This is a genomic window from Caballeronia sp. S22 (assembly GCF_964261745.1).
GTDB classification, from domain to species: Bacteria; Pseudomonadota; Gammaproteobacteria; order Burkholderiales; family Burkholderiaceae; genus Caballeronia; species Caballeronia jiangsuensis.
This window is the reverse complement of record NZ_OZ180036.1, coordinates 1765226-1777629: the sequence shown is the minus strand read 5'-3', so window position 1 is coordinate 1777629 and position 12404 is coordinate 1765226. Positions and strand designations below refer to the sequence as shown.

The 12404-nt window shown below is 62.9% G+C and carries 12 protein-coding genes; 3 read left to right on the top strand and 9 right to left on the bottom strand.

The features are described from left to right. Positions 1-14: 14 nt before the first annotated feature. Together ACEN42_RS23530 and ACEN42_RS23525 are read right to left on the bottom strand one after the other, a co-directional pair. Entirely contained in the window at positions 15-1259 is a 1245-nt protein-coding gene (locus ACEN42_RS23530) for a sarcosine oxidase subunit beta family protein (protein ID WP_035502665.1), read from the bottom strand. Positions 1260-1290: 31 nt separating this feature from the next. Continuing rightward, positions 1291-2685, bottom strand: a complete 1395-nt coding sequence (locus tag ACEN42_RS23525; protein WP_238293510.1) for an L-serine ammonia-lyase — start codon at positions 2683-2685, stop codon at positions 1291-1293. 392 nt (positions 2686-3077) lie between these two features. Between ACEN42_RS23525 and ACEN42_RS23520 the strand changes: the two genes are divergently transcribed. From ACEN42_RS23520 to ACEN42_RS23510, 3 genes are all read left to right on the top strand, one after another. Then, positions 3078-3392, top strand: coding sequence for a hypothetical protein (locus ACEN42_RS23520; protein WP_187605387.1), 315 nt, complete (start codon positions 3078-3080; stop codon positions 3390-3392). Positions 3393-3531: 139 nt separating this feature from the next. Further along, positions 3532-4620 (top strand): GlxA family transcriptional regulator, encoded by a 1089-nt coding sequence (locus ACEN42_RS23515; RefSeq protein WP_187605388.1) that lies wholly within the window; start codon positions 3532-3534, stop codon positions 4618-4620. Positions 4621-4669: 49 nt separating this feature from the next. Continuing rightward, positions 4670-5434, top strand: coding sequence for a class II aldolase/adducin family protein (locus tag ACEN42_RS23510; RefSeq protein WP_371881653.1), 765 nt, complete (start codon positions 4670-4672; stop codon positions 5432-5434). Positions 5435-5458: 24 nt separating this feature from the next. On the opposite strand, the gene ACEN42_RS23505 is transcribed toward ACEN42_RS23510, so the two are convergent. The 7 genes from ACEN42_RS23505 to ACEN42_RS23475 all read right to left on the bottom strand — a co-directional run bounded on the left by ACEN42_RS23505 (position 5459) and on the right by ACEN42_RS23475 (position 12351). Next, a complete protein-coding gene (locus ACEN42_RS23505) occupies positions 5459-6403 on the bottom strand; it encodes a choline ABC transporter substrate-binding protein (protein WP_371881652.1) in 945 nt (314 codons plus the stop codon). A 92-nt stretch (positions 6404-6495) separates the two neighbouring features. Further along, positions 6496-7488, bottom strand: coding sequence for a GlxA family transcriptional regulator (locus ACEN42_RS23500; protein WP_371881651.1), 993 nt, complete (start codon positions 7486-7488; stop codon positions 6496-6498). Between the two features lie 13 nt (positions 7489-7501). Continuing rightward, positions 7502-8404 (bottom strand): choline ABC transporter permease subunit, encoded by a 903-nt coding sequence (gene choW, locus ACEN42_RS23495; protein WP_035502690.1) that lies wholly within the window; start codon positions 8402-8404, stop codon positions 7502-7504. Then, positions 8397-9575 (bottom strand): glycine betaine/L-proline ABC transporter ATP-binding protein, encoded by a 1179-nt coding sequence (locus tag ACEN42_RS23490; protein WP_035502693.1) that lies wholly within the window; start codon positions 9573-9575, stop codon positions 8397-8399. Before ACEN42_RS23490 ends, choW begins: the two co-directional genes overlap by 8 nt. 457 nt (positions 9576-10032) lie before the next feature. Then, positions 10033-10185, bottom strand: coding sequence for a hypothetical protein (locus ACEN42_RS23485; RefSeq protein ID WP_167357790.1), 153 nt, complete (start codon positions 10183-10185; stop codon positions 10033-10035). A 251-nt stretch (positions 10186-10436) separates the two neighbouring features. Further along, the gene (locus ACEN42_RS23480; RefSeq protein WP_371881650.1) at positions 10437-11453 is read right to left on the bottom strand and encodes a hypothetical protein; all 1017 of its coding nucleotides are present in this window, start codon (positions 11451-11453) and stop codon (positions 10437-10439) included. A gap of 214 nt (positions 11454-11667) precedes the next feature. After that, positions 11668-12351: an MgtC/SapB family protein gene (locus ACEN42_RS23475; protein WP_371881649.1), complete on the bottom strand. Its 684-nt coding sequence runs from the start codon at positions 12349-12351 to the stop codon at positions 11668-11670. Between the last annotated feature and the right edge of the window lie 53 nt (positions 12352-12404).

The following is a 12404-nucleotide window of genomic DNA, read 5'->3' as shown; positions in this document are numbered from 1 at the left end:
TTTCCTCGATGCGGTTAGTGAGCCACGGCAGCCGCGCCGTGTTCGTCGATGAGATGACCGGTATAGAAGCGATCCAGCGAGAACGGCGCGTTCAACGCATGCGGCTCGTCCTTCGCGATCGTGTGCGCATAGGCCCAGCCCGAGCCCGGCGTCGCCTTGAAGCCGCCCGTGCCCCAGCCGCAGTTGAAGTAGAGTCCCTTCACGTCGGTCTTGGAGATGATCGGGCATGCATCCGGCGAGACATCGACGATGCCGCCCCACTGGCGATTCATGCGCACGCGCGAGAACACCGGGAACATCTCGACGATCGCTTCCAGCGTGCCTTCGATGATGTGGAAGCTGCCGCGCTGCCCGTAACCCGCGTACTGGTCGACGCCCGCGCCGATCACGAGATCGCCCTTGTCGGACTGGCTGATGTACGCGTGCACCGCGTTCGACATGATCACCGTGTTCACGACCGGCTTGATCGGCTCGGAAACGAGCGCCTGAAGCGGATGACTTTCGATCGGCAGACGCACGCCGGCCATGTCGGCGAGCGTCGTCGTGCTGCCTGCCGTGACGACCGCGACCTTCTTCGCCTTGATGAAGCCCTTCGTCGTATCGACGCCCGTCACCTGGCTTCCATCGCGGCGAATGCCGACGACCTGGCAGTTCTGAATGATGTCGACGCCCGCACGGTCCGCGCCGCGCGCGAAGCCCCAGGCCACCGCATCGTGACGCGCGACGCCGCCGCGACGCTGAATCGACGCGCCCAGCACCGGATAGCGGCTGTTGAGGTTGATCGTCGGCTCGATTTCCTTGATCTGCTGCGGCGTGAGGAACTCGGCATCGACGCCATTCAGGCGGTTCGCGTTCACGCGGCGTTCCGTATCGCGCACGTCCTGCAGCGTATGCGCGAGGTTCATCACGCCGCGCTGCGAGAACATCACGTTGTAGTTGAGGTCTTGCGAGAGGCCTTCCCACAGCTTCATCGCTTTCTCGTACAGCGCGGCCGATTCGTCCCACAGATAGTTCGAGCGCACGATGGTCGTGTTGCGCGCGGTATTGCCGCCGCCGATCCATCCCTTCTCGAGAATCGCGACGTTCGTGATGCCGTGCTCTTTCGCGAGGTAATACGCGGTCGCGAGACCATGACCGCCGCCGCCGACGATCACCACGTCGTACTCGCGCTTCGGCTCGGGACTTCGCCACTGGCGCTCCCAGTTCTCGTGATACGACATGCCGTTGCGCAAGAGGCTGAAGATGGAATAGCGGCTCATGGTGTTTCTCTTCCTTCGTGGGGTCCTGAATTCAGCATTCGATGACGTTGACGGCGAGGCCACCGCGCGACGTCTCCTTGTATTTCGTCTTCATGTCGGCGCCGGTTTCGCGCATCGTCTTGATGACCGAATCGAGCGACACGTAGTGCGTGCCGTCGCCCTTCATCGCCATGCGCGCGGCGTTGATCGCCTTGATCGCGCCCATCGCGTTGCGTTCGATGCACGGAATCTGCACGAGGCCGCCGACGGGATCGCAGGTCATGCCGAGGTTATGTTCCATGCCGATTTCCGCGGCGTTTTCCACTTGCGCGGGCGTGCCGTTCATCACGGCGGCGAGCGCGGCCGCGGCCATCGAGCACGCGACGCCGACTTCGCCCTGACAGCCGACTTCCGCGCCGGAGATCGAAGCCGTTTCCTTGTAGATGATGCCGATGGCGGCCGCGGTGAGCAGGAAGCGCACGATGCCGTCGTCGTTCGAGCCGTGCATGAACTTCACGTAGTAGTGCAGCACCGCGGGAATCACACCGGCGGCGCCATTGGTCGGCGCGGTGACGACGCGGCCGCCCGCCGCGTTTTCTTCGTTGACGGCCATCGCATAGAGATTGACCCAGTCGAGCATCGACAACGGATCGCGCAGCGACTCTTCGGAACGCGAACGCAGCGAAGCACTCAAATCGGCTGCGCGGCGCTTCACATGCATCGGGCCGGGCAATTCGCCGCGCTCCTTGCAGCCGCGCTCGACGCACGCGGCCATCACGCGCCACACGGCGAGCAGGCCTTCGCGCACTTCGGCTTCGGTGCGATTCGCGCATTCGTTCTGCATCGTCACTTCGGCGATAGACAGACCTGTCTCCCGGCAAACGCGCATCAGATCGTCGCCGGTGCGAAACGGATGCGGCACCGGGTTGGCCGCCCGCAGACCGTTCACGCGATCGCCTTCGCGATTCACGACGAAGCCGCCGCCGACCGAGTAATACTCTTTCTCGACGAGCAACTGGCCGTTCTCGTCGAACGCCTGAAAGCGCATGCCGTTCGGATGCACGATGCTCGACCCCGGCGCGCCCGGCATCAGCTTGCGATAGAAACCGATGTGCTCGCGTTCCTCGAACACGACTTCATGCTTGCCGAGGAGCTTCAGGCGCTTCGTCGCGCGGATGTCGGCGAGGCGCGGCGCGATCATGTCGGGATCGATCAGGTCGGGCAGATTGCCTTCGAGACCGAGCAGCACGGCCTTGTCGGTGCCGTGGCCCTTGCCGGTCGCACCGAGCGAGCCGAACAGCTCGGCGCGCACGCGCGTGACGAAGGCGAGCAGATTGGCGTCCTCGATATGCGACGCGAAACGGCACGCCGCGATCATCGGCCCGACGGTATGCGAGCTTGACGGTCCGATGCCGATCTTGAACAGATCGAAGACGCTGACATTCATGGGTGTGTCCCTGGTTGGCGTTGCGCACGAGCGCGACCGTGGTTTCGGTATGGCGCTCATTGCACCAAACCCTGAAGAGACCCGATAGAACAAAAGCGCCATCGAAATGGGACCGCGGCGTCAGGGCTCGATTCGCCGCAAGCCGGGCGATGTTTTCGCGACGATATTTCGGGCGTTCGCTGCTTCGCGACACCTATCAATGCCGGTCCCGCTAACAGAGCATTTCGCATCTGGCGCGTTTTTGCGCATCTTCGTTGCACTTTCCGCTTTTTTGAGACTGATCCGAATCGTCGCGCGAACGCTCATCGGTATATTCCCCAAGTTCCCGGATGAGCCGCGCCAGGCGGCTTCACTCCACGTTCCGCCTTCTCTCGCTTCTCTGGTTTGCATCGATGGAAACTCACGCCTTACCCGATCAGTTCTTCAAATCCTGGGCTTTCGCATTCGTCGTCGGCGTTGCTGTCGTCGGCACGCTCGAAGCACTCGATCTCCTTACCGCCGATCGCTTGCTCGCGCGTGAGGCGCCCGTCTGGGCCGCGCTGACGCTGCTCTGCTCGATCGATCCCGTGCTGCGCTACTTCGGCGTGTTGCAGGCCGAAGTCGAGCAGCGCTGGGGCGATTACGCGGTCGCGAGCGTGCTCGGCCGCTCGACCGGCGCGCTCGTCGGCTGCATCTTTGCGTGGGGGTTCGCCGTGCTCGGCGGCTGAAGCGCCTCTCGCTTTTCTCCGTTCGCAATCGCGCGGCCGCCGTCTCACGACGCCGGCCGCGTTCTCTTTCTGACACGCGCCCGAGGCTCGCGGGCGAGTGTTATGCTCGCTGGATAACGTCCAGCCGCATGTCTCCCGCATGAATGCCGCAGAGCCTCTCCCGCCGTCTTCCGTCGACGGTCAATCGAAATCGCGTATCCGCTTCGGCATCATCCTGTTGCCGAACTTCACGCTGACCGCGTTCGCCGGTTTCGTCGATCTGTTGCGTCTGTCCGCCGACGAAGGCGATTTCAGCCGTCCGGTGCGCTGCTCATGGAGCGTGATCGGCGAAACGCTCGCGCCGGTGCGCGCAAGCTGCGGCATCCAGATCACGCCGTGGGAAACCTACGATCAGGCCGAGCCGTTCGACTACGTCGTGGTGGTCGGCGGCCTGCTGCATTCGGGCCCCGCCACCAGCGACGCGACGCTGCAGTTCATCCGCCGCGCGGCCTCCGCGAACGCGACGATGGTCGGCATGTGCACGGGCGTGTTTTCGCTGATGCGCGCGGGCGTGCTCGAAGGGCATCGCATCTGCGTGAGCTGGTTTCACTACTGGGACTTCATCGAGCGATTCCCGCACGCCGACGAGAAATCGCTCGTCGCGGACCGCCTGTTCGTGATCGACAGAAGGCGCATCACGTGTTCGGGCGGGCGTGCATCGATCGATGTCGCCGCCGCCATTCTTCTGCGTCACTTCGAAACGGCGACGGTGCAAAAGGCCCTGCGCATCCTGCTCGTCGATGACATGCAGAAGGGCAATGCGCCGCAGCCGCATCCGCCGGGCCTCGCGCCCGCGACGCATCCGAAGGTGAAACGTGCGATCCTGCTGATGGAGCAGCACGTCGGGCGCTCGCTCACGCTCGATGAACTCGCGCACAAGCTGGATCTGTCGACGCGGCAACTCGAACGCCTCTTCAAGGCGGAGACGGGTAAGGCGCCGCAGGCGTACGCGAAGCAGGTGCGGCTGCGCACGGCGGCGTGGCTTCTGACGAGTTCGGACAAGACGGTGGCGGATATCGCATCGAGCTGCGGCTTCTCCGATGCATCGCATCTCGGCCGCGAATTCCGCAAGCAATTCGGCCTGCCGCCGATGATGTATCGCGAGCAAGGCGGCGCGCCGGATGCGCAGGAAGCCGCTCAGGCAATGGACTACGACGAGACTTTCCCGGGCCGCGCCCAGGCGATCTAGCAGGATCTGTTCACGTTTTCCGCGGCTCATCAATCCAAGGAGGAACGGCATGGAGACTCACGGATATTCGCAGGAAGAATGGAAGGTGCGTTGCGAACTGGCGGCGCTTTATCGCGTGATCGGGCACTTCCGCTGGACCGACATGATCTTCACGCACATCAGCGCGCGCGTGCCGGGACCGGATCATCACTTCCTGATCAACCGCTATGGCGTGCTGTTCGACGAGATGCGCGCATCGGATCTGGTGCGCATCGACAGCGAGGGACGTCCGGTCGAAGCGGGCGCAAGCGATGATCCCGGGCGCTATCGCGTGAATCCGGCGGGCTTCACGATTCATTCCGCCGTTCATATGGCGCGACCCGATGTGTTTTGCGTCGTGCATACGCATACGGCGGCGGGCGCGGCGGTGTCGGCGCAGAAGCAGGGCCTGCTGCCGATCAGTCAGCACGCGTTGAAGTACTACGGGCACCTCGCGTATCACGATTACGAAGGGATCGCGCTGGATCTCGCGGAGCGGGATCGGCTCGTCAACGATCTCGGATCGCATAACGCGATGATCCTGAAAAATCACGGCTTGCTGACCTGCGGAAAGTCGATTCCGGAGGCGTTTCAGGAGATGTATTTTCTTGAAAGGGCCTGCGAGATTCAGATTCGCGCGCTGGCGGGCAATGCGGAATTGAATCTGCCGTCGCAGAAGGTTTGCGAGGTGACGGCGGAGCAATATCGGCGGGACGAGTCCGACGGGATCATGGCGCTGCAGTGGGAAGCGGCGTTGAGGATGATCGAAGGCGCGAAGCCCGATTACCGGAGCTGACGCACCCTCTTCGCATCATTGCGTTCAGTTGCCGGCGACGTAAGCCTTCACCGCCGGCAACCCATCCTTCCCGTCGAACGTCTTCACGCCCGCCAGCCATTTATCGAGCACCGCCGGGTTCGCCTTGAGCCACTCGCGCGCCGCCTTGTTGGCATCGGTCTTGTTCATGATCGGCAGCATCACGTGGTTCTCGATGTCCGTCGTGAACTGCAGGTTCGACACGAGCTTCGCGACATTCGGGCAACGCGTGTCGTAGTCCGTCGGCGTGACGGTCAGCACCTTCGCTTCGCCGTAGTTGGGACCGAACACATCGTCGCCGCCGGCGAGATAGTCGATCTTCATCTGCACGTTCATCGGATGCGGCTCCCAGCCCAGGAACACGATCGGCTTCTTGTCGCGAACCGCGCGATTCACCTCGACGAGCATGCCCGCCTCGCTCGACTCCACGAGCTTGAACTTGCCGAGCCCGTACATGTTGTTGTCGATCATCTTCTTGATGAGCGCGTTGCCATCGTTGCCGGGCTCGATGCCGTAGATCTTGCCATCCAGCTTGTCGTAGTTCTTCGCGATGTCGTTGAAGTTCTTGATGCCCGCCTGATACGCATAATCGGGCACCGCGAGCGTGTACTTCGCGCCCGTCAGATTCGGCGTCGGCAGAATTTTGACTTGATTAGCTTTCCTGAACGAATCGATCATCGGGTCCATCGTCGGCGACCAGTAACCGAGGAACACGTCGATCTGCTTGCTCTTCACGCCCGCGAACGTGATCGGCACGGAAGCGATCGTCTTCGTCGGGTTATAGCCCAGTCCCTGAAGAACGGTCGATGCAAGTCCGGTCGTCGCGGCGATATCCGTCCATCCGACATCGGCGAAGCGCACGTTCCTGCACGCAGCGGGCTCGGCGGCATTCGCGGCGTAGGCACCCGACAGCATCGCTGCAACCATCGACGCGATCCACAAGCGTTTCATGTATCTCTCTCCCATTTTTTTGAAGGCATGGCGCGGCCCGCGCGCGCGACTCGAAAGCCCGCACGAACCGAAGAAAACAGACCAGAAAGACCTCAGGCCGACAAGCGACGCTCCACGCTCGGCGCGTGCCCGAACTGCGCGCGATACGCCTTGCTGAAGTGACAAGGCGAGTGGAATCCGCAGATGCTCGTCACACGCGCGATCGATGCATCCGTGTTGCGCAACAGTTCGCGGGCGCGGCGCAAACGCAGCGTCAGGTAGTAATGCGTCGGCGATACGTTGAGGAACATCTTGAACATGCGCTGCAGATGCCGCTGCGACAGATGCACGAGGCGCGCAAGCTCTTCGAGCGATAACGGCTCTTCGATGTTCGCCTCCATCAGCCGCACCACTTCGACAAGCTCGGCACGCGAAAAACCGACGCGCGCATCGACGGGAATGTGCTGATAGTCCGTCGATCCGCGTATGCGCTCGACGATGAACTGCTCCGACACCTGCGCCGCGTGCGCCTGCCCGAGCCGCATGCCGACGAGATTGAGCATCAGATCGAGCGGCGCGGTGCCGCCCGTGCACGTCAGCCGATCGCGATCGATCACGAAGAGCTCGTCCGCGAATCGCACATGCGGGAAGCGCTTGTTGACCGGCGACATGTCTTCCCAGTGCAGCGTGCAGCGATAACCATCGAGCAGCTTCGCCGCGAGCAGCGCATACGGCCCCGTGCAGATGCCGCCGAGCGGAATGCCCGCTTCATGCGCGCGGCGCAGCAGTTCGATCACCTTGTCGTCGACATAATCGGCGACATGCCACCCCGCGCACACGATCAGCACGTCCGGCATGCCCGCCTCGTCGAGCGTCACTGTCGGCTTCACGGCGATGCCGTTGCTCGCGCGCGCCGGCTCGCCCTCCGGCGTGATGATCGACCATCGATAGTGCTGCTCACGGCCCACGTAATTGGCCATGCGCAGCACCTCGACCGCGCTCGTGAACGCGATCATCGAGAAGTTCGGCAGCGTGAGAAAGCCGAAGTGCGCGAGATTGGACAACGGTGAATCGGTAACCGCTGGGACGATCGCGTCGCGCTTCATGGGTCGGACCTTGTCAGCTTTGTTGCGTCGCCGGTTCGCGGCGCACTTTCATCACGCTCTTCAGACCGGAGAACAGCGGGGCGCGCGCCATGCCGGGCGAACGTCCGAAGCTCTCGGTGATGCGGTCGAGAATGATCGCCAGCAACACCACCGACAAGCCGCTCTCGAAGCCGAGGCCGATATCCAGACGCTGAATCGATGCGAGCACGTCGTTGCCCAGGCCGCCCGCGCCGACCATCGACGCGATGATCACCATCGACAACGCCATCATGATCGTCTGGTTCACGCCGGTCATGATCGAAGGCAGCGCGTTCGGAATCTGCACCTTGTAGAGCAATTGCCACGGCGTGCAGCCGAACGCCTGACCCGCTTCCACGATCTCGCGATTCACCTGCTTGATGCCGAGCGCGGTGAGACGCACGGCCGGCGGCATCGCGAAGATGACGGTGGCCAGAATGCCCGGCACGCGTCCGAGGCCGAACAGCATCGCGGCCGGAATCAGATAGACGAAGGCGGGCATCGTCTGCATCAGATCGAGGACCGGACGCACGCCCATTTCGACGTACTTGCTCTTCGAGGTCCAGATGCCGAGCGGAATGCCGAGCAACAGGCTGATGAACGTCGACGACAACGTGAGGCCCAGCGTGATGACCATCTGGTCCCAGAAGTTCGTCGCGTAGATGAGCAACAGCGACGCCAGCACGAATGCGGCGAATCGCCAGCCGACGCGCCACAAGCCGATGCCGACGAAGATCGCCATCAACAGCCACATCGGAATGGCCTGCAGGCCGTGCTCGATCGCCGCGGCGAACGTTTCGATGACCTTGCCGATGGAGTCGAAGGTCTTCGCGTCGTGATCGAGGAGATAGTGGACGCCGTGGTCCACCCAAGTGCCAAGCGGAATGATTTCAGACATGGGAACCTCGATGGTGCGTAAGAACCTTCAGGACATTGGCCTTGTTGATCGAGCCGCAATACGAACCGTCTGCTTCGACGACCGGCAGCGGCGCCGGACTGGCGACCACGCGATTCACGACGTCATCGAGCGCCATGCTGCGCTGGACGCATTCGATGGGATTCACCTGCGACGCGGCGTTGCCGTTCGCATCGCGTCCGACGAAGCCGCGGATACGGCGCTGTGCATCCAGCACGAAGGCGTAGTCGGCGCTGCCGTTGAGCGTCGCGGCGACGCTCGACGCGTCGATCTGCGGCGCGTGCTTCATGAGCGGCACGGCATCCGTCTGCATCAGGTCGCCCGCGGTCAGATAGCGGCTCGTGTCGATGCCTTCGAAGAACGCTTCCACGTAATCGTCGGCCGGATTGGTGATGATTTCCTGCGGCGTGCCGATCTGCACCACGCGGCCGCCTTCCATGATCGCGATGCGTGTGCCGATGCGCATCGCCTCTTCCAGATCGTGCGACACGAAAAGAATCGTGCGGCGCTGCTCGCGTTGCAGATCGAGCAGCACGTTCTGCATTTCCTTGCGCTTGAGCGGATCGAGCGCGGAGAACGCCTCGTCCATGATCATCAACGATGGATTCACGGCCAGCGCGCGCGCGAGACCCACACGCTGCTGCATACCGCCCGATAGTTGCGCGGGCAGCTTCTGCGCGAATGGCGCCAGGCCGACCTGTTCGAGCACGGTCATCGCGCGCGCCTCGCGCTCTTTCTTGCCGACGCCCGCGACCTCGAGGCCGAACGCGGCGTTCGAAATAACGGTGCGCTGCGGCATCAGCGCGAAGGACTGGAACACCATGCTCATGTCCTTGCGACGCAGCGACGTGAGTTCCGAGCGCGGCACGGAGGCCACGTCACGGCCGTCGATCAGCACCTTGCCGGCAGTCGGTTCGACCAGCCGGTTGATAAGCCGGATCAGCGTGGATTTCCCCGAGCCGGACAGGCCCATGAGCACGAAAATCTCGCCTTCCTTGACGTCGAAGGAGACGTTATGGACGCCGACGATCTGTCCGGTGCGCTTGAAGACTTCTTCCTTCGTCGCGCCTCCGGCCAGCATGTCCAGCGCCTGTTTGGGACTATTGCCGAATACTTTGCATAGTCCTTCGACTACGACCTTGGGGGAATTCATCGAATATCTCCTGGCGTGGGCGGACGCTCGTCCGCCCTGTGCATACATAGTTGCCAGAAAAAAGTCACATCAGCCGACTATTTGCGACAACCACATGTGGAAATACGACACCGGAATAAGGACGAAAGTGCCAATCCGGAAGCGGAGCCTTGCTGGACAAGGGTTTGCGGGGAATGAAGTGAACGATCTTGCGATTTTCGACGTGTCGCGCAGATACAAGTCGCGAGGTCATTTTGCGATGCAGGCGGCTTGCGATGCAGCCGTCAGCAAGACGAAAGGAAAGAGAAACTGGCGTCGCGCGCGAATCGCGGGAGCGGGAAGCGTCCGGCAAGAAAGCCGAAGCTGTATAAAACTGCTAGAAAAACTACAACAACAGGAGAAACTGGCGGGCGGGTCGTACGGCGTGTGCCGTCGTGTATTGCTTGTGTTCTGTTTCCCGCGCCGCCTCAGCTACGCATTACAGACGGATGCCGAAAGCGGTGCCGCGTGCCTTGCGTTGACGCTCGGATTCACGGAAACGTGCTTGATACGAGTAGTCTTTGTCCATCGGCAGGTGAGCCGATTCGAACATCGAAGCGAATTTTTGCAGCAGGGCGAAGAGGTAGCTCATGACTGACTCCGGTTAGTGATAGAGGGTTTTCCCTTACAGAGAATTATAGGGTTACCCCTAAGCAATTTCTAGTGCAATGCAACATTTCTTGGAAGAAAACTGGTAGTTTTTCTACCAAATTGCCGATTTGGGCTATCCGAAAAAGAGGGACGGGCCGGAAAAGGCCGTGTGGCGGACATCGAATGACAAGGCGAACGAAGCCGCGACACGCCGCCGCAGAGCGGGGTGTCGCGGGAATGTGACAGCGGGGATTAGCGTGCGGAGGAAATCACGTGGTGATGCGCGTGCCGAACGTGCTTTTTCGGCGCGGAATCAGGCTGTGCGGCGCTGACTGGTTGCATCGGCGAGGCGTCTTCGGGATCGCGCGCAATTCCGGGCGCGCGTTGCATGCCGACGGTCGCGGAATCGGTATCGAACAGCGAAGCGAGCGTCGCCTGCTGGTTGAGCATCAACTGCTCCGTGCGGTCCTGCTGCAGCTTGCCGTCGCGGCTCATGCGCAGCAGCACGGCCGTCTGCGCGATGCCGGTCGCCACCGTGACAAGCATCACGCAGACGATGATCGTCAGCATCGTCTTCATGCGACGCGAGTGGGCCGCGGCGGACGTGCGCTGCTCGGCAATCACCGCGTGAAGCGCGTCGATGGTGTCCGCGAACGCCGTCGCGCGGGCGCGATCGAGTTCCGGCGCGACGACATCGCGGGCGCTGGCCTTCGCGAGCGGCTCGGCGGCGTTGCGTTCCCCACGATCTCCGCGATCACGTCGATCGCTCGCAATCAGCGCGGACGCGAGCACAGCCGGCGACGGCGCTGCGCTCTCCGGCGCGACACAAGTGCTGATGCTCGCCGATCGCGTCGCGGCAGCGGCCATCGCGCCGGTCTTCCCGGCGGCTCTGCTTTCGGCCGGCGGCGGCCCATCGACATCGGGCAAATCGTCCTGAAACAGGCCCTGCGCCGGCGCGAGCGCGGTCACGCTTGCGCGCGCCGTGCGTTTCGCGACAGTGGAATCGGCCGAATTACCGCCCGGCGACGCCGTTCCTCCGTTCGATTGCACCGCCGCGAGAAACACGTCCGGCAACTCGAAACCTTCGAAGGTGCCCTGGCGGATATCGGTGTTCATCGCCTGAAGATGCGCACGTTCGGCGTCTTCGGCGAACAGGTCGAGCGTTTCGCCGCCGCGCGCGCCTTCGCTCAACTGCGCGAGACGCTGCGCCGAGCGCGCGGCGCGGGCAAGCTTCTTTTCGGTATCGACACTGACTTGCGTGACCTGCACTTCATGCGTTTGCGCTGCGCGCCGGCGACGGGACGGTGCGGCCGAGTCGCCCCGGCGCGCGTCGGGATCTCTCTTTACTGCGGAATCTGGCATAGGTTCGAAAGGCGGCAGCCGCTATGGCCGGCGCACAAGGCACACCGGCGCTTCGGCGATTATTTCGAGAGGCCGCATTGTCGCATGGCCGCGCGCGCAAACCAGCATCCTGACGGCGATTTCAGGTCGCATCGTCCTCGCGAAACTCGCGCACCACGTCGAGTTGCCGCAAACGTTCGCAGATCGCCTGATATTCCATCGCCGATGCGCGCGACAATTCCACCCGCACCTCGTCCAGATCGGGCGAATCGTCGCTTTGCTGCACGACGAACTGCTTTACGCGCACGCTGCCGGGCCCGAGCGCCTCGTGCAGCGCATGAAACGAGAGCGAGCCGCGATCGACGAGCATCGTCAGTTGCCGGCGCTGCTTCACGCTGATGAAGCGGCGTTCGAGCGGCTTGATGCCCGCGAGGATGATCAGGATGATGGCCGTCGCCGCGATCGACGCCGTGTAGAGCCCGCCGCCGACCGCCAGCCCGATCGCCGCGACCGACCAGAGGCTCGCGGCCGTCGTCAGCCCGCGGACGATTTCCCCGCGCAGCAGGATCGAGCCTGCACCGAGAAAGCCGATGCCCGACACGACCTGCGCCGCGACCCGCGACGGATCGAGCACGACGTGGTCGTACTTCAGCGCATCCGCGAAACCGTACGCCGACACGATCATGATGAGCGCCGAACCGACGCACACGAGCATGTGCGTCCGCAACCCGGCCGCCCATGAGAGGCGCTCGCGCTCGAAGCCGATCACGCTGCCGAGCGCGGCGGCCATCACGAGTCGCGACACCAGTTCCATATTTCCCAACATGTTTTAGTCCTCCTCGCGGTGAGAAGCCCAAAGACGCGTCGCGCTTCGGGCCG

Bases quoted from the DNA above. Each gene is read 5' to 3' on its own strand.
- ACEN42_RS23530 (WP_035502665.1), bottom strand. From the start codon at position 1,259: ATGAGCCGCTATTCCATCTTCAGCCTCTTGCGCAACGGCATGTCGTAT.
- ACEN42_RS23525 (WP_238293510.1), bottom strand. From the start codon at position 2,685: ATGAATGTCAGCGTCTTCGATCTGTTCAAGATCGGCATCGGACCGTCA.
- ACEN42_RS23520 (WP_187605387.1), top strand. From the start codon at position 3,078: ATGGAAACTCACGCCTTACCCGATCAGTTCTTCAAATCCTGGGCTTTC.
- ACEN42_RS23515 (WP_187605388.1), top strand. From the start codon at position 3,532: ATGAATGCCGCAGAGCCTCTCCCGCCGTCTTCCGTCGACGGTCAATCG.
- ACEN42_RS23510 (WP_371881653.1), top strand. From the start codon at position 4,670: ATGGAGACTCACGGATATTCGCAGGAAGAATGGAAGGTGCGTTGCGAA.
- ACEN42_RS23505 (WP_371881652.1), bottom strand. From the start codon at position 6,403: ATGAAACGCTTGTGGATCGCGTCGATGGTTGCAGCGATGCTGTCGGGT.
- ACEN42_RS23500 (WP_371881651.1), bottom strand. From the start codon at position 7,488: ATGAAGCGCGACGCGATCGTCCCAGCGGTTACCGATTCACCGTTGTCC.
- choW (WP_035502690.1), bottom strand. From the start codon at position 8,404: ATGTCTGAAATCATTCCGCTTGGCACTTGGGTGGACCACGGCGTCCAC.
- ACEN42_RS23490 (WP_035502693.1), bottom strand. From the start codon at position 9,575: ATGAATTCCCCCAAGGTCGTAGTCGAAGGACTATGCAAAGTATTCGGC.
- ACEN42_RS23485 (WP_167357790.1), bottom strand. From the start codon at position 10,185: ATGAGCTACCTCTTCGCCCTGCTGCAAAAATTCGCTTCGATGTTCGAA.
- ACEN42_RS23475 (WP_371881649.1), bottom strand. From the start codon at position 12,351: ATGTTGGGAAATATGGAACTGGTGTCGCGACTCGTGATGGCCGCCGCG.